Raw genomic sequence first — 15,549 nt, 5'->3', positions numbered from 1 at the left:
GTGAAGGGTTGAAAAGCGGTCGAAAAGCGGGTTGAAGAAGTGAAGAGAGAACCGGCCGGAACCGGGTCAGGTCTGCACGTGCTGCGCTTCGCGCTCGCGCTGGCCGGCGAGCGGATCGCGGCGCACCAGCAGCATATGAATCTGGCGGGCGTCGCCGCGCAGAATCTCGAAGATCAGATCGTCGAGGCGGACTTTTTCACCACGATGCGGTACCCGCCCGAAGTGATGCGTGACGAGTCCGCCGATCGTATCGACTTCGTCGTCCGGGTAATGGGTGCCGAAGGCTTCGTTGAACTGTTCGATTTCGGTCAGCGCGCGCACGCGGAAGCGTCCGTCGGGCGAGGCGATGATGTTGCCGCTTTCCTCGTCGAAATCGTATTCGTCCTCAATGTCGCCGACGATCTGTTCCAGCACGTCTTCGATCGTAATCAGGCCGGCCACGCCGCCGTATTCGTCGACCACCACCGCGAGGTGATTGCGATTCACGCGGAAATCGTGCAGCAGCACATTCAAACGCTTCGATTCGGGGATGAACACAGCGGGGCGCAGCATGCCGCGCACGTCGAATTCTTCTTCGGCGTAGTAGCGCAGCAGGTCTTTGGCCAGCAGCACGCCGATGATGTTGTCGCGATTGCCCTCGTAGACGGGATAGCGCGAGTGCGCTTTTTCCAGCACGTAAGGGATGAATTCGGCGGGATTGTCCGCGATGTTGATCGCGTCCATTTGCGCGCGCGGCACCATGATGTCGCGCGCGCTGAGTTCGGACACCTGGAATACGCCTTCGATCATCGACAGCGAGTCGGCGTCGATCAGGTTGCGCTCATGCGCGTCCTGCAAGATTTCCAGAAGTTCGGCGCGCGAGTCGGGCTCGGGCGAGATGAAGTCGGTCAGACGCTCGAGGAGCGAGCGTTTTTCCTGCGGTTTGTCGGTATGGCGTCGACTGGGATACGTGTCGTTCATGGTAGTGCGCCCGGCAAGACTGGGCGCGCTGTTGCAGAGCATTAAGGATACACCAGGCACATGGCAGGACCGTGTCCTGCCGGGCTGGGCGATGAGTGAAGCTGGGGTAAAGCGGCTTCGCCATGACGGGCGGGCGTGGGTCAATCCTAACTGATTACGCGCGGAAAAGCGTTTTCGAGAAAAAAAGCGCCGCTCGTGACGGTTATTTCAGGTCCGCTCTCAAGCCTGCTGTTAGTCCAGTTCCGTGACTTTCCTCGCGGCACCGTTCGAGTAGCGCTTCGAGCGCGCGGTCAGGCATGCCGCTTTCACGCAGCGCATGCACGGTGCGGCTGACGTAATCCAGCGTGGTGCCATAGCGCCCGCACGCACAGCCGAACACGGTTTTGACGACGTCGTCGCGCAACTTGCCGGTGTAGCTCGGCACGTCGCGGCGCATCACGAACGCCAGCGCGTCGACGCGCCGGCCGTCGGCGAGCACGCACGGCAACCACGCCGGACGGTACGAGCCCATTGCCATTTCGCGGCGCCAGAGCGCTTCGAGATGCGGCGCCGAGCCTTCGGCCGCGAGCCGGAACGCTATGCCGGTGCACGAACCGCCGCGATCGAGCGCGAGCACGAGGCCCGGCTGCTCGGGCGTGCCGCGATTCACGCGCGACCAGAGATAGAGGCCACGATGGTAGCCGTGAACTCTTGAGCGGGCTGCTTCGACGGTGGGCAGGCCGGGATTCCAGATCAGCGAACCATAGCCGAACAGCCATAAATCGCTCTTGCGATCCCAGTCGCGCATCGTGCATTCGAGCGATGCGCGCAATTCCTCGTCCGTCAGAAGCCGCGAATCGCCGAGCACCGGGGGATAGTCCGGGCAGGGCATTCGGGTGTCGGCTTCAGGGGCGGAGGTACTCACGATGGGCTTTGAACGGTTGGACGTGACGGGTGCTTCGGCGATCGACGCCTACTGGTAAGGATCGGGAAACCCGAGCTTGCCGAGGATCTCCGTTTCGATCGCTTCCATCTCTTCGGCTTCTTCTTCGGCTTCGTGGTCGTAGCCTTGGGCGTGGAGCGTGCCGTGCACGAGCAGATGCGCGTAGTGCGCGAGCAGCGGCTTGCCCTGCTCGGCGGCTTCTTTCTCCACCACCGGACAGCACAGGATCAGATCGCCTGTCACCGGATCGTCTTCCGATTCGGCGTAGGCGAAGGTCAGCACGTTGGTCGAATAATCCTTGCCGCGATAGGTGCGGTTCAGCGTGCGGCCTTCTTCGGCATCGACGAAACGCACGGTCAGCTCACCGTCCGCGAAGAGCGCCGCCTTGATCCAGCCGGCCACGGTGGCGCGCGGCAGCAGCGCCTTGTGTTCCGGCCAGGCTTTGGCGGCGGGGAATTGCAGATTCAACGTCAGTTTCGGGGTGCGGCTCATGCGGTTTCGTGGTGGTGCTTTCGTTGCGTGCAGTGCGTTCGTTGCGGCTGCCGGTGATTAGCGCGAATCGGCCGGACTGGCGGTTTTTTGCGAATGCGCATCGTACGCCTCCACAATTCGCGCGACCAGCGGATGCCGCACCACGTCCGCACTGGTAAAGCGCGTGAGCGCGATACCGCGCACGTCGGCCAGCACCTGTTGCGCTTCGATCAGCCCGCTCTTGTGGCCGCGCGGCAAGTCGACCTGGGTCGTGTCGCCGGTGACCACCGCCTTCGAGCCGAAGCCGATCCGCGTGAGGAACATCTTCATCTGCTCGGGCGTGGTGTTCTGCGCCTCGTCGAGGATGATGAACGCGTGGTTCAGCGTGCGGCCGCGCATGTACGCGAGCGGCGCGATCTCGATCATCTGCCGCTCGAACATCTTGGCGGTCTTGTCGAAGCCGAGCAGGTCGTACAGCGCGTCGTACAAAGGACGCAGGTACGGATCGACCTTTTGCGCGAGATCGCCCGGCAGGAAGCCGAGACGCTCGCCCGCTTCGACAGCCGGCCGTGTCAGCACGATGCGTTTGACCTGATCGCGCTCCAGCGCGTCCACCGCGCAGGCCACCGCGAGATAGGTCTTGCCGGTGCCGGCCGGCCCGATGCCGAAGGTCACGTCGTGCGAGATGATCTGCTTCAGATACTCGCGCTGCGCCGGCGTGCGGCCGCGCAGATCCGCGCGCCGCGTGTACAGCTTCGGGCCAAGCTCTTCGAGATCGTCTTCAGCGACGTCGGCGGGCTGGTCGAACGGATGGTCCGGATTGCCGGGGAAACGCGGGTCCACTGCTTCCGTGCCGTGGCCGTTGCCGTTCGCGCGATGCCGTGCCGGTTGACGTACTTCAACGAGCGCAAGCTGGATGTCGTCGACCGACAGCGGCTTCTGTGAGTTGTCGTAGAACTTTTCGAGCGCGGTGAGCGCGAGTTTCGCGCCGCGCCCGCGAATCGTGATGCGGTGGCCACGGCGTTGCAGCGTCACGTCGAGCGCCTGCTCGATCTGGCGCAGATTTTCGTCGAGCGGGCCGCAAAGGTTGGCGAGCCGCGCGTTGTCGTCGCGCGGTGCGGTGAATTCCAGATGCTGCTGAGTGGTCTTCAAGGCGGTGGGTCGATCCTGTCGGTTTCGGTTCGCGGGCTGGCGTCGTGGGTTGGCGTCGCGGGTTGGCGTCGCGGGTTTGCGTCGCTTAGTGGGTCGTGGCCGGCGCGTCGTCATGCACCAGCACGAGTTCGCCACGTAGCGAATGTGGGTACGCTTTGACGATTTTCACGTCGACCATCTGGCCGATCAGCCGCGCGTGCGAGGCGACCGGCGCCGGGAAATTTACCACCCGGTTGTTCTCGGTGCGGCCCGCGAGTTCGTTCGGGTCCTTGCGCGCCGGGCGCTCGACCAGAATGCGCTCGATCTTGCCGACCATCGAATCACTGATGCGCTGCACGTTTTCCTCGATGGTGGCCTGCAAATGTTGCAGCCGCCTAAGCTTCACTTCGCGCGGCGTGTCGTCGTGCAGATTCGCGGCCGGCGTGCCGGGGCGCGGGCTGTAGATGAACGAGAAGCTGGTGTCGTACTTCATTTCGTGTACGAGCGTCATCATCTTGTCGAAGTCTTCTTCCGTCTCGCCGGGGAAGCCGACGATCATGTCGGTGGAGAGCGACAGATCGGGGCGGATCGCGCGCAGCTTGCGGATCACCGACTTGTATTCGAGCACCGTATAGCCGCGCTTCATGGCCATCAGAATGCGGTCGGAGCCGTGCTGCACCGGCAGATGCAAGTGGCTGACGAGCTTCGGCACCTTGGCGTAGGTGTCGATCAGGCGCTGCGTGAATTCCTTCGGATGCGACGTGGTGTAGCGAATCCGCTCTATGCCCGGAATATCCGCGACGTATTCGATCAGCGTGGCGAAGTCGGCGATTTCCGACGAGCCGAGCGTCAGGCCGCCGCGATAGGCGTTCACGTTCTGGCCGAGCAGCGTGACTTCACGCACGCCCTGGTCGGCGAGACCGGCGATTTCGGTCAGCACGTCGTCCAGCGGACGCGACACTTCTTCGCCGCGCGTGTACGGCACGACGCAGTAGCTGCAGTACTTGCTGCAGCCTTCCATGATCGACACGAACGCGGTCGGGCCGTCCACACGCGCAGGCGGCAGATGATCGAACTTTTCGATTTCCGGGAACGAGATGTCCACTTGCGCGCGGCCGCTTTCGCGGCGCTTGTCGATCATTTGCGGCAGGCGGTGCAGTGTTTGCGGACCGAACACCAGATCGACATAAGGTGCACGTGCAACGATCGAGGCGCCTTCCTGGCTCGCCACGCAACCGCCCACGCCGATGATCAGATTGGGATTCGCTTCTTTCAGCTCGCGTACACGGCCGAGGTCGGAGAAGACTTTTTCCTGCGCCTTTTCGCGCACCGAGCACGTGTTGAACAAAATGACGTCCGCGTCTTCCGGCGTGTCGGTCTTGACGAGTCCTTCAGCCGCGCCGAGTACGTCGACCATCTTGTCGGAGTCGTACTCGTTCATCTGGCAGCCAAAGGTCTTTACATAAACTTTCTTGGTCATCTAATTTCGCCGGTCGCAGTGGTTAACCTGGGGGCGTCGTTTAAAAGGTGAAGAGGGGCGAAACGTGCGGGCGGGCCGCGGGGCGGCGCTTTGGGCCACTGTCGGGCGAGTTGCGGCGCACGTTTGCAGCGCAGCTCATTATTATAGCCCTTCGCGCGACGCGGTTTCCGCGCCCGCCTGGCCGCCCGGCCGCTCCGGCGGCAAGCCCAGCAGACCTTCCAGTTCGTCCGACACCTGTGCGAAACGCTCGCTCAGGAAATCCAGCAATACGCGCACGCGCGGCGCCATGAAGCGGTTGCGATGGTAGAGCGCGTGCAGCGGCGCGTCCGGATAACGCCATTCCGGCAGCAGGATTTTCAGGCCGTCGGCGCGCAGGTCCGCTTCCACGTCCCACATCGACTTGATCGCGATGCCGTAGCCGCGCAGCGCCCATTCGCGGGCGACGGCGCCGTCGTTGGTCTCGCGGGCGGTTTCGAACGGCACGGTGTAGTGCTGCACCTCGTCGCCGCGCGTGAAGCGCCACTCGTTCGCCAGTCCGGTGGCGGTGGCCAGCACGATGCAGTCGAAATTTGCCAGATCGTGCGGATCCTTCGGCTCGCCCTTGCGCGCGATGTACTCTGGCGACGCGCACAGCACGCGCCGGTTCGGCGCCAGCTTGCGGGCGACCAGCGAGCTGTCCTGCGGCACGCCGAAGCGGATCGCCAGATCGATATCTTCCTGCACCAGATTCGCCAGCGAGTCCGACAGCGTCAGCGCAAAGGTGACTTCGGGATACAGCGCGTTGAATTCGTCGAGCCAGTGCATCAGCAGATTGCGGCCGAAGTCCGAGGTGGCCGACACCCGCACCTTGCCGCGCACGACGCCCTGGCCGGCTTGCAGGGCGGCTTCTGCGTCGTCGAGCGATTGCAGCGCCTGGCGGCAGCAATTCAGGTACAGCCGGCCCTCGTCGGTGAGCCTGAGTTGACGGGTGGTGCGTTCGAACAGACGCGCCTTGAGGCCGGCTTCGAGTTTGGCGAGGCGCGCGCTGGCGGCGGCCGGCGTCAGGCCCATCTTGCGGCCCGCCGCCGACAGACTGCCTTGCTGCGCCGCTTCGACGAACAGGCGAATGTCACCGAGGTTATCCATGGAGTGGCGCTTTCAAACAGAATTTGAAAATGCTTCAAATGCTACGCCAATTATCAAATCACTGTGTGTCCTCGACAATGCTGCATCGAAATCCCTGATGCCGCCCACGCCATGCAACTCGATCACGCAACGATCGTTACCGCCGACCTCGAGTCCGCCCGACGTTTCTTCGTCGATATTGCCGGGCTGACCGAGGGCGCGCGTCCGCCGTTCTCGATCGACGGCTACTGGCTGTACGCGAACGGCCGCCCGCTGATTCATCTGATCGACGCGACGGCGCCTGCCTCGCCCGGCAGGACGGCGCCGCGTATCGACCACATCGCGTTCCGGATGGAGAGTGCCGCCGAATGGCAGGCGCTGCTCGGCCGTTTGCGCGTACACGGCGTGGACTATCAAACGGCGCATGTGCCGCAGATGGGTCCGCAAGAGGCGCAGGCGCAACTCTTCGTGGCGCTCGCGCCGGGCGTCGTCGTCGAATTCGTGACGGCGCTGCATCACGCTCAACCTTAAACGCTGGAGTAGAAGACAAATGCCCATTCCATTATTGGCGCTGGCGATTAGCGCATTCGCGATCGGCACGACCGAATTCGTCATCATGGGCTTGCTGCCCGAGGTCGCGCATGATCTGGCCGTGTCGATTCCATCGGCGGGCCTGCTGGTGAGCGGTTATGCGCTCGGCGTCGCCGTCGGCGCACCGCTGCTCGCGGTGGTGACCAGCAAGATGCCGCGCAAGCTGGCGTTGCAGTTGCTGATGGGCGTGTTCATCGTCGGCAATACGTTGTGCGCGATCGCGTCGAGCTATTCCGTGCTGATGATCGCGCGGGTGGTGACCTCGTTCGCGCACGGTTCGTTCTTCGGCATCGGCGCGGTGGTGGCGGCTTCGCTCGTGCCGGCCGAAAAGCGCGCGAGCGCGATCGCGCTGATGTTCACCGGCCTCACGCTGGCGAACGTGCTCGGCGTGCCGTTCGGCACCTTCATCGGTCAGGAGTTCGGCTGGCGCGCGGCGTTCTGGATCGTCAGCGGCTTCGGCGTGCTGTCGCTCGCGGGCGTCACGGCGCTGCTGCCGAATCGTCACGATGCCGGTCCGGCCGGGCTCGGTCACGAAGTGCGCGTGCTGAAGGATCCGCAAGTGTGGACCGCGCTTGCGATGACGGTGCTCGGCTTCGGCGGCGTGTTCGTCGTGTTCACCTATATCGCGCCGATTCTCGAACAGGTGAGCGGCTTCTCGCCGCGCGGCGTCACGCTGATTCTGGTGCTGTTCGGCGTGGGTCTTACGATCGGCAACACGGTGGGCGGCAAGCTGGCGGACCGCGCGCTGATGCCTTCGCTGATGGGCATTCTGGTCGCGCTCGCGGTGGTGATGGCGATCTTCGCGCGCACCAGTCATTCGCAGGTAGCGGCGGCGATCACCATTTTCGTGTGGGGCATTGCCGCCTTCGCGACGGTGCCGCCTTTGCAGATGCGCGTGGTCGAGAAGGCCGCCGCGGCGCCGAATCTGGCTTCGACGTTGAACATTGGTGCGTTCAACGTCGGCAACGCGGGCGGCGCGTGGCTCGGCGGACTCGTGATCAATCACGGCCATTCGCTCGATACCCTGCCGTGGGTCGCGGCCGCTGTCAGCGTGGCGGCGCTGTTGTTGACGTGGTTGGCGGCGCGCATGGATGCACCGGCGGCGAGCGTGGCGCAGGGCGCGTGAACGCGTGACGGCCGGTGAATCGACCGTGGGGACGCCCTTATGAAAAATTCGCACAAGCATTGCGGAAAACGTCCTCCGCAATGCTGATAACAGTGTGAAGATAACTTCGTTGGGCGCGGCGGGACGCAATGCTATCTTGCTTGCACTAACCGCTTGCCCGCCGTCCGGCGGCGCTTCTGGAGGCAATCATGCATTCCCCGCTTGCGCTGGTTCGCGATCCCACGGCTGACACCGATGCGTCGCCGCGTGCCGCAGAACCCTTCGATGCACTGGAACATCTGGTCGGCGTGAATCTCGCCCGCCTACGCGCCGAACGGCAACTGTCGCTCGACGCTCTCGCCCGCGCGTCCGGCGTCTCGCGCGCCATGCTCGCGCAAATCGAGTCGGCGCGCAGCGTGCCGTCCATCAAGGTGCTGTGCAAGGTGGCCGCCGCGTTGAAGGTGTCGGTGGCGGCCTTCCTGCGCCGTCACGCCACCAACGGCTTCGAGCATTTGCCGGCGGAGCGTTCGTCGCGCCTCGTCAGTTCGAACGGCCGCTATTCGGCACGGCCGCTTTACCCCGACGCCGAGCCGACCGCCGCCGAGTTTCACGAGTTGCGTATCGCGCCGTTGCACACCGAGGCCGGCACGCGCCGCGCGCCGGGCACGACGGTGAATCTGGTGGTGAGCGAAGGCACGCTGGAAGTCAGCGTGCACGATCAGCGCCAGTTGCTGGCCACCGGCGACGCGATCGTGTTCGACGCCGACCAGCCGCACAGCCTGCGCAATCCCGGCGACACGGAAGCGCGCGCGTTTCGCGTGACGCTGAAGGCGGAGACGCCGCCGCGCTGGGACGTGCCCGCGCACGCCGAGCCGGCCCGCGAGGCTGCGCCGGTTTGACTCGTGTTCGCAGACGCGTGAGCCCGCAATCCGGGATTACCGTCTGACCAGTAGGGTTGCGCTGCATGGGCGGCGCGACTGTTGTATGCTTTGCCAGCCGGTTGATCCGGCAATCAGTGCGTCTTCAGGGCGGGGTGAAATTCCCCACCGGCGGTATGCCGGCAACGCGAGAGCGTGAGCCGGCGAGCCCGCGAGCGCCCGCGTCGTCAAGGTGTTTGGATCTGTGCAACTACGTTGCATGGGACCCGAGTCAGTGCTTTGCATGGGACCGGAGTAACGCGCTAAAGCGTGAACTCCGGCCGACAGCTAAAGCACCAACTCTGGTCGACATGGGGTCAGCAGATCTGGTGAGAAGCCAGAGCCGACGGTTAGAGTCCGGATGGAAGAAGATGTGCAGATAGTCACGTTCGTTTCCGTGGCGCCGCTTGCAGCTTCGGGCGGTGCGCGAACGCTGCCTTGCGCGGCGCTCAACGGTGCGTCTTTGTCTGTTTGCAATGCCCTGAAACGTTTCTCGCCCAACTTTTGCGATGAGCGTTTCAACTATGTCTTTTGCTACTTTTCCTGCTCCTTCGACGATTGCGGATAGCGCATTCCTCGATCTCCCGCTGCTCGACACCGAAGCCGTTCCGCCGCGTATCGCCGCCGCCTTGCAAGCAATGCGCGATGGCCGCGCCGTCGTGCTGCAAGACGACCACGACCGCGAGAACGAAGCCGATCTGATCGTCTCCGCCGAGCGTCTGCCCGTCGAAACCATGGCGTTGCTGATCCGCGAATGCAGCGGCATTGTGTGCCTGTGCCTGCCCGACGAGAAGATCCGCGCGCTCGAACTGCCGCCAATGGCCGTCAACAACGAAAGCCGTCACGGCACCGCGTTCACGGTTTCTATCGAAGCACGCGAGGGCGTGACCACCGGCGTGTCCGCGCTCGATCGCGTGACGACGATTCGCGCCGCGATTGCCGATACGGCGAAGCCCGCCGATATCGTGCGTCCCGGCCATGTGTTCCCGTTGCGTGCGCAACCCGGCGGCGTGCTCGCGCGCCGCGGTCACACCGAAGGCACGGTGGACCTGGCGATTCTCGCGGGTCTGAAGCCGGCCGGCGTACTGTGCGAGCTGATGAACGCGGACGGCACGATGACGCGCGGCGCGGACGTGGAGCGCTTCGCCACGCAACACAATCTGCCGATGCTGACCATCGCCGAGCTGGTGGAGTTTCGTCAGGCGCTGGCGCAGGCGCGCGAATGCGTGGCCGACGAGGCTTGATACGCGAGGAGTGTGCGGGCGTGAGGTGACGTGTGCATACGTTATTGCGTCTCGTCTCATGCGTTGAGGCAAAAAAAGCCGGCAGTCTTCATTGAACTACCGGCTTTCTTATCGCCGCGAACGGCTACGACTGCACGTCACCGAATTCGCCGCGCATGCCCGCTTCGACCAGCGCGGGCAATTCATCCATATGCTGCATGATGCGCGTCATGCCCATCTTGCGCAGCGCGTCCGCGTAGCCATCGGGAATATGGCTCGCGCCGACGAAAGCGATCGTTTTCATACCCGCCGCCCGCGCTGCATTCAAACCCGCCACGCTGTCTTCCACCACGACGCATCGTGACGGCTCCACGCCCAGCGTCTTCGCGGCGAACAGATACACGTCGGGATAAGGCTTCGGGCGGGCCACCTGTTCCGCGCTGAAAATGCGTTCGCCGAAAATCTGCTGCAGACCCGCGCGCCGCACCGATGCATTCACGCGCGTCATGCGGCTGTTCGAGACGACGGCGGCCGGCAAGGCGACTCGTTGCAACGCGTCGCGCACGCCGTTGATCGGGCTGAGCGAAGCCGCGAGCGCGAGCTCGACGTTGTGTTCGATAGTGTCGAAAAAATTGGCGGGCAGCGTGATATCGAACGACCTCTCGATGCCTTCGAGAAAGCGCGACGTTTGCTGGCCAAAGGCCGTTTTGACGATGGGTTCGAATTCGAGGCCGGGGAACGTGGCGCTCAGCGTTTCGAGCATTACGCGGTCAGCGATGATTTCGCTGTCGACGAGCACGCCGTCGCAGTCACAGATGAGGTGGTCGATCATGCCTGGAAACGGAAAGCGAAGCGCATGGGGCAAGGCGATTGCAAGCGCATGCGCACAGAGTGAAAGCGTCATGATACGTGCTTTGGCGCCGCCCGCGCGGCGCCGCCGCTTTCCGTCGCGCCTCGGGCGCGTCCTTGACATGCCCCTGAGGCGGGTCTTAAGCGCGCGCCCGGATCAATGCACGTGCAGGTACAAATACAGACACGCTGCCGCCGCACCGCCCAGCAGCGGACCGCAAACCGGAATCCACGCATAGTGCCAGTCGCTATCGCGCTTGCCCGGAATCGGCAGCAGCGCGTGCATCAAACGCGGCGACAGGTCGCGTGCGGGACTCATCGCGTAGCCGGTCGGGCCGCCGAGCGAGATGCCGATGCCGAGCACCAGCAGGCCGACCGGCAGCGCGTCGAGCGCGCCGAGGCCGACTTGCGGCGAAGCCAGATACAGCACGCCGAGAATCAACACGAAGGTGGCGATCATTTCGGTGAGCAGGTTATGCGGCACGCTGCGAATCGCCGGCGCGGTGCAGAACACGCCGAGCTTTACGTCGGCATCGCCTTCTTTCGCGAAGTGCTGGCGATAGGCGACCCACACGAGCAGCGCGCCGGCCATGCCGCCGAGCATCTGCGCGGCCACATAGCCCGGCACTTTGGCCCACGCGAACTTGCCGGCCAGCGCGAGGCTGACGGTCACGACAGGATTCAGGTGCGCGCCGCTGAAGGACGCGGTGACGTAGACGGCGATGAACACGGCCATCGCCCAACCCATCACGATCACGATCAGATCCGCGCCTTTGCCTTTGGTCCGCGCAAGCAGCACGTTGGCAACGGCGCCGTCGCCGAGCAGCACCACGAGCGCCGTGCCGATGAATTCCGCAATGTAAGGATGCATCGTTGGTTATCCGAACTATAGTTGTCGGGGAAGCCGCGGGATAAGCGGCTTCTTATGTCGAGACAGGCGTGCTGGAAAAACGCGCTCAGGGCGTATCGGCCCAGGCCTTCGCGGCGCGGATCGCACGCTTCCAGCCGTCGAGGCATGCCTTGACCTCGGCGTGCGGCAGGGCGGGCGTGAAGCGGCGGTCGAGTTTCCACTGGCTTTGCAGCTCGTCGACATCTTTCCAGTAACCCACCGCGAGACCGGCCAGATAAGCGGCGCCCAACGCGGTCGTTTCCGACACCTTGGGGCGCACGGCGTCGACGCCGAGAATGTCCGCCTGGAATTGCATCAGCAGATTGTTCGCGCAGGCGCCGCCGTCCACTCGCAATTCGCCGATGCGAATGCCGGAGTCGGCTTCCATCGCCTTCAACACGTCGAGCGATTGATAGGCGATCGAGTCGAGCGCGGCGCGTGCGATATGCGCCGACGACGTGCCGCGCGTCACGCCGAACAGCGTGCCGCGAGCGCGCGCATTCCAGTGCGGTGCGCCAAGGCCGGCGAAGGCCGGCACCAGATACACGCCGTCGCAATGCGGCACGCTGCGCGCCAGCGTTTCGATTTCAGCGGCGTTCTTGATGATGCCGAGGCCGTCGCGCAGCCATTGCACTACCGCGCCGCCAATGAAGATGCTGCCTTCCAGCGCGTAATTGATCTGGTCGCCGATCTGCCAGGCAATCGTGGTGACGAGATTGTTCTTCGATTCGATCGGCTTGTCGCCGGTGTTCATCACGAGGAAGCAGCCCGTGCCGTAGGTGTTCTTCACCATGCCCGACTCCGTGCACATCTGGCCGAAGAGCGCGGCGTGCTGATCGCCGGCGATCCCCGCGAGCGGAATCTTCGAAGCGAACACGGTGGTCTTGGTCGGCCCGTACGTTTCCGACGAAGCACGCACTTCCGGCAGCATGCTGCGTGGAATGTCGAGCGCTTCGAGCAGTTCGTCGTCCCACTTCAGCGAGTGGATGTTGAACAGCATCGTGCGCGACGCGTTGGTGACGTCGGTGATGTGCAGGCCGCCCTTGGTGAAATTCCACACCAGCCAGCTATCGACGGTGCCGAACGCAAGACGGCCCTGTTTGGCTTTTTCGCGCGCGCCCTCGACGTTGTCGAGAATCCAGCGGATCTTGGTGGCCGAGAAATACGAGTCGATCGGCAGGCCGGTTTTTGCGCGAACTTTTTCTTCGAGCCCCTGCTCTTTGAGCAGGTCGCAGAAGTCCGCGGTGCGGCGATCCTGCCAGACGATCGCGTTATAGACAGGATGGCCGGTTTCGCGATCCCACACGATGGTGGTTTCGCGCTGGTTGGTGATGCCGATCGCGGCGATCGAGGTGCCGTTCATGCCGGCGCGCGTCACGGCCTCGGCGGCGACGCCGGCCTGGGTCGACCAGATTTCCTGCGGATCGTGTTCGACCCAGCCCGGGCGCGGGTAGATTTGCTGGAATTCCTTCTGGGCGGTCGACATGATATTGCCGAGCCGATCGAACAGCATCGCGCGCGAGCTGGTGGTGCCTTGGTCAAGCGCGAGAATGTACTGATCCTGCATTGTCTCTTCTCCATGCGTTTCATGAATCGCCAGCGGGGTAGCCGGCGACGGGAACGGCTTGTTGTTTTAAGCGGGCTGCAACAGTTTGTGGTGATGCGTCCCGGCTTGTTCCAGCCGAGGGGTGAAGCAATCCGGTTCGTTCAAATGCAGCGCGCGCCGCGTGCCGATGTCTGACTATGCGCTCTGTCGCGCGGGTTCGCGGGCGAACCATGCGTCGATATCGCGTGTGATCGAATCGAGCGTGCCCGGTTCGACGTGCAAGCCGAGTTTCGATCGGCGCCACAACACGTCTTGTGCGCTGCGCGCCCATTCGGTATCGCGCAGGTAAGTCAGTTCCGCTTCGTAAAGACCGGGCGCGAAGGCGCGGCCGAGCTCGGCCACGGAACGCGCATTGCCGATCACATGCTTGACGCGTGTGCCGTAGGCGCGGGCGAGGCGGTGCGCGAGGTCGGCCGGCAACCATGCATGCTGCTGCCTGAATTCGCCGAGAAAGCGCTCGAAGTTGGCGCCGGGCATATCGCCGCCGGGCAATGGCGCGCCGGCTGTCCATGACGATGCGTCGTGATGCAGCGCATGCGCGAGTTGGTCGACGGCTTCTTCCGCCAGTTTGCGGAAGGTGGTGATCTTGCCGCCGAACACCGACAGCAGAGGCGCTTCACCGGCGGGCGCGTCGAGTTCAAGCGAATAATCGCGCGTGACCGCGGACGGGTTGTCCGCGCCTTCTTCTTCGAGCAGCGGGCGTACGCCCGAATAGGTCCAGCGCACGTCGGCCGGCGAGATCTTCTGCTTGAAATAGCGGTTGATCGAGTCGCACAGGTATTGCGTTTCTTCGGCGTTTATCGCCACTTGCGACGGGTCGCCGCGATATTCGAGATCCGTTGTGCCGATCAGCGTGTAATCGTGTTCGTACGGAATCGCGAAGATGATCCGCTTGTCCGGATTCTGGAAGATGTACGCGTGGTCGTGTTCGAACAGACGCCGCGTGACGATGTGGCTGCCTTTCACGAGCCGCACGCTGTGCGACGCCGCGCGGCCGAGCGCGCCTTGCAGCAGTTCGCCGACCCACGGCCCCGCGGCATTCGCAATCGAGGCGGCGCGCACGTCCAGAATCGTGCCGTCGGCGCGTTTGAGTTGCGCGCGCCATTCGCCGCCGGCGCGCACGGCGCTCAACAGTTTCGTGCGGGTGAGAATTTTCGCGCCGCGCTCCTCGGCATCCAGCGCGTTCAGCACGACCAGCCGCGCGTCGTTGACCCAGCCGTCCGAGTACACAAAGCCGCGCTTGATCGAATCGACGAGCGGCGCGCCCGCCGGATGGTTGCGCATCACGATGCCGCGCGAGCCGGGCAGCAGTTCGCGTTTGGCCAGATGGTCGTACAGGAACAGACCGGCGCGGATCAGCCAGGCCGGGCGCAGGTCGGGCATGTGCGGCATCACGAAGCGCAGCGGCCACATGATGTGCGGCGCGGCGCGCAACAGCGTTTCGCGCTCCTGCAGGGCTTTGCGCACCAGCCCGAACTCGCGGTATTCCAGATAGCGCAGCCCGCCGTGAATCAGCTTGGTACTGGCCGACGACGTATGCGCCGCCAGATCGTCCTGTTCGCACAGCAGAACCGACAGGCCGCGGCCCGCCGCGTCGCGAGCGATGCCGGCGCCGTTGATCCCGCCGCCCACCACGAGCAAATCGTATCTTGAGCCTTGCGTCACCTGCTGTGTCCCCTACGTCGATCTGGAAAGCCGTTTGGAAAATCTATCGAACCGATAGTGTTCGTTTGCGAACTTTAATGAACATATTCGAAAAAGTAAAGTTCGGATTGCCTGGCTGACCCTCTAACGGTCGTCCGGGTAGTGGCGCAACGCGCAGCCACGGACGATACTCTCGGCAGCAGCCATTTCGAGGTGAATTCATGCGTGGACTTTTGATGATCGGCGCCGCAGCGCTTCTCGCGGGGTGCGTCAGCTCGCCGAGCCTGAGCGGAACGAGGGGCGCACCGTCGTTCGTGTCGTTGCAACAGATGTGCAGCGCCCAGACAGTCGACTATGGCAACGACGCCCAAGGCGTCTACGCGGCCATGTTCGACGCGTATGTGGCGAACCGGCACGGCAAGTTGTCGAAGGACGATTTCTGTGCATTCCAGACGTCGATCGCGCAGCGTTACACGAGCCAGGGCGCGAGCACCGATCCGCAAATCCGTAATCAGTGGGTGACGTTCTTCACCGACCAGCGCGCCAGGGCGTTGAGCTGGCGCGCGGCTGTGGATCCGACCTTGCGTAACGGCTGAGCCTGGCGCGTGCGCCTGCTGTCTTGCCGAGCGCCGCCGTTGGCTGAACGGCGTTGCGCGT

Annotated in this window: 15 protein-coding genes and 1 riboswitch; of the genes, 5 read left to right on the top strand and 10 right to left on the bottom strand. The window is 64.0% G+C overall.

The window, feature by feature from the left end:
• Positions 1-66 precede the first annotated feature (66 nt).
• The 6 genes from NE850_RS10975 to NE850_RS10950 form a co-directional block, all read right to left on the bottom strand.
• Positions 67-960, bottom strand: coding sequence for an HlyC/CorC family transporter (locus NE850_RS10975; RefSeq protein ID WP_007180446.1), 894 nt, complete (start codon positions 958-960; stop codon positions 67-69).
• Positions 961-1,162: 202 nt separating this feature from the next.
• Complete coding sequence (locus tag NE850_RS10970; protein ID WP_007180447.1) at positions 1,163-1,831, bottom strand: gamma-glutamylcyclotransferase; 669 nt, start codon at positions 1,829-1,831, stop codon at positions 1,163-1,165.
• A gap of 81 nt (positions 1,832-1,912) precedes the next feature.
• Complete coding sequence (ybeY, locus tag NE850_RS10965; RefSeq protein ID WP_007180448.1) at positions 1,913-2,374, bottom strand: rRNA maturation RNase YbeY; 462 nt, start codon at positions 2,372-2,374, stop codon at positions 1,913-1,915.
• Positions 2,375-2,431: 57 nt separating this feature from the next.
• Positions 2,432-3,505 carry a PhoH family protein gene (locus NE850_RS10960; RefSeq protein WP_007180449.1) on the bottom strand — a complete coding sequence of 358 codons (1,074 nt, stop codon included), beginning with the start codon at positions 3,503-3,505 and terminating at the stop codon, positions 2,432-2,434.
• A gap of 85 nt (positions 3,506-3,590) precedes the next feature.
• Entirely contained in the window at positions 3,591-4,964 is a 1,374-nt protein-coding gene (gene miaB / locus NE850_RS10955; RefSeq protein WP_007180450.1) for a tRNA (N6-isopentenyl adenosine(37)-C2)-methylthiotransferase MiaB, read from the bottom strand.
• A gap of 141 nt (positions 4,965-5,105) precedes the next feature.
• Positions 5,106-6,089 carry a LysR family transcriptional regulator gene (locus tag NE850_RS10950; RefSeq protein ID WP_007180451.1) on the bottom strand — a complete coding sequence of 328 codons (984 nt, stop codon included), beginning with the start codon at positions 6,087-6,089 and terminating at the stop codon, positions 5,106-5,108.
• Between the two features lie 111 nt (positions 6,090-6,200).
• Here NE850_RS10950 and NE850_RS10945 point away from each other — a divergent pair, with 111 nt between their 5' ends.
• The 4 genes from NE850_RS10945 (at position 6,201) to ribB (ending at position 9,925) form a co-directional block, all read left to right on the top strand.
• On the top strand, positions 6,201-6,599 hold the full coding sequence (locus NE850_RS10945; RefSeq protein WP_035518491.1) for a VOC family protein: 399 nt from the start codon (positions 6,201-6,203) through the stop codon (positions 6,597-6,599).
• A 19-nt stretch (positions 6,600-6,618) separates the two neighbouring features.
• Positions 6,619-7,785 (top strand): MFS transporter, encoded by a 1,167-nt coding sequence (locus NE850_RS10940; protein WP_007180453.1) that lies wholly within the window; start codon positions 6,619-6,621, stop codon positions 7,783-7,785.
• 188 nt (positions 7,786-7,973) lie between these two features.
• Positions 7,974-8,663, top strand: coding sequence for a helix-turn-helix domain-containing protein (locus NE850_RS10935; protein ID WP_007180454.1), 690 nt, complete (start codon positions 7,974-7,976; stop codon positions 8,661-8,663).
• Between the two features lie 116 nt (positions 8,664-8,779).
• Positions 8,780-9,058, top strand: a riboswitch (FMN riboswitch).
• 147 nt (positions 9,059-9,205) lie between these two features.
• The gene (gene ribB / locus NE850_RS10930; RefSeq protein WP_310698732.1) at positions 9,206-9,925 is read left to right on the top strand and encodes a 3,4-dihydroxy-2-butanone-4-phosphate synthase; all 720 of its coding nucleotides are present in this window, start codon (positions 9,206-9,208) and stop codon (positions 9,923-9,925) included.
• A gap of 124 nt (positions 9,926-10,049) precedes the next feature.
• Here the strand turns inward: ribB and NE850_RS10925 are convergent, their stop codons facing one another.
• The 4 genes from NE850_RS10925 to glpD form a co-directional block, all read right to left on the bottom strand.
• Positions 10,050-10,736 (bottom strand): HAD family phosphatase, encoded by a 687-nt coding sequence (locus NE850_RS10925; protein WP_007180456.1) that lies wholly within the window; start codon positions 10,734-10,736, stop codon positions 10,050-10,052.
• Positions 10,737-10,910: 174 nt separating this feature from the next.
• Entirely contained in the window at positions 10,911-11,624 is a 714-nt protein-coding gene (locus NE850_RS10920) for an MIP/aquaporin family protein (protein WP_007180457.1), read from the bottom strand.
• Between the two features lie 85 nt (positions 11,625-11,709).
• Positions 11,710-13,209 (bottom strand): glycerol kinase GlpK, encoded by a 1,500-nt coding sequence (gene glpK, locus NE850_RS10915; RefSeq protein WP_007180458.1) that lies wholly within the window; start codon positions 13,207-13,209, stop codon positions 11,710-11,712.
• Between the two features lie 174 nt (positions 13,210-13,383).
• The gene (glpD, locus tag NE850_RS10910) at positions 13,384-14,913 is read right to left on the bottom strand and encodes a glycerol-3-phosphate dehydrogenase (RefSeq protein WP_007180459.1); all 1,530 of its coding nucleotides are present in this window, start codon (positions 14,911-14,913) and stop codon (positions 13,384-13,386) included.
• 200 nt (positions 14,914-15,113) lie between these two features.
• On the opposite strand from glpD, the gene NE850_RS10905 reads away from it, so the two are divergent.
• The gene (locus tag NE850_RS10905; protein WP_007180460.1) at positions 15,114-15,488 is read left to right on the top strand and encodes a hypothetical protein; all 375 of its coding nucleotides are present in this window, start codon (positions 15,114-15,116) and stop codon (positions 15,486-15,488) included.
• Positions 15,489-15,549 lie beyond the last annotated feature (61 nt).

This window comes from Paraburkholderia sp. USG1 (genome assembly GCF_031570135.1).
Taxonomy (GTDB): Bacteria; Pseudomonadota; Gammaproteobacteria; order Burkholderiales; family Burkholderiaceae; genus Paraburkholderia; species Paraburkholderia dioscoreae.
The sequence above is the reverse complement of the archived record's forward strand: the minus strand, read 5'-3'. Positions and strand labels throughout refer to the sequence as shown.

What these genes read in the sequence shown, in the direction of transcription:
- NE850_RS10950 (WP_007180451.1), bottom strand. Translation starts at nt 6,089, where the DNA reads ATGGATAACCTCGGTGACATTCGCCTGTTCGTCGAAGCGGCGCAGCAA.
- NE850_RS10945 (WP_035518491.1), top strand. Translation starts at nt 6,201, where the DNA reads ATGCAACTCGATCACGCAACGATCGTTACCGCCGACCTCGAGTCCGCC.
- miaB (WP_007180450.1), bottom strand. Translation starts at nt 4,964, where the DNA reads ATGACCAAGAAAGTTTATGTAAAGACCTTTGGCTGCCAGATGAACGAG.
- NE850_RS10940 (WP_007180453.1), top strand. Translation starts at nt 6,619, where the DNA reads ATGCCCATTCCATTATTGGCGCTGGCGATTAGCGCATTCGCGATCGGC.
- NE850_RS10975 (WP_007180446.1), bottom strand. Translation starts at nt 960, where the DNA reads ATGAACGACACGTATCCCAGTCGACGCCATACCGACAAACCGCAGGAA.
- NE850_RS10920 (WP_007180457.1), bottom strand. Translation starts at nt 11,624, where the DNA reads ATGCATCCTTACATTGCGGAATTCATCGGCACGGCGCTCGTGGTGCTG.
- NE850_RS10905 (WP_007180460.1), top strand. Translation starts at nt 15,114, where the DNA reads ATGCGTGGACTTTTGATGATCGGCGCCGCAGCGCTTCTCGCGGGGTGC.
- glpK (WP_007180458.1), bottom strand. Translation starts at nt 13,209, where the DNA reads ATGCAGGATCAGTACATTCTCGCGCTTGACCAAGGCACCACCAGCTCG.
- NE850_RS10970 (WP_007180447.1), bottom strand. Translation starts at nt 1,831, where the DNA reads ATGCCCTGCCCGGACTATCCCCCGGTGCTCGGCGATTCGCGGCTTCTG.
- ribB (WP_310698732.1), top strand. Translation starts at nt 9,206, where the DNA reads ATGTCTTTTGCTACTTTTCCTGCTCCTTCGACGATTGCGGATAGCGCA.
- ybeY (WP_007180448.1), bottom strand. Translation starts at nt 2,374, where the DNA reads ATGAGCCGCACCCCGAAACTGACGTTGAATCTGCAATTCCCCGCCGCC.
- NE850_RS10935 (WP_007180454.1), top strand. Translation starts at nt 7,974, where the DNA reads ATGCATTCCCCGCTTGCGCTGGTTCGCGATCCCACGGCTGACACCGAT.
- NE850_RS10925 (WP_007180456.1), bottom strand. Translation starts at nt 10,736, where the DNA reads ATGATCGACCACCTCATCTGTGACTGCGACGGCGTGCTCGTCGACAGC.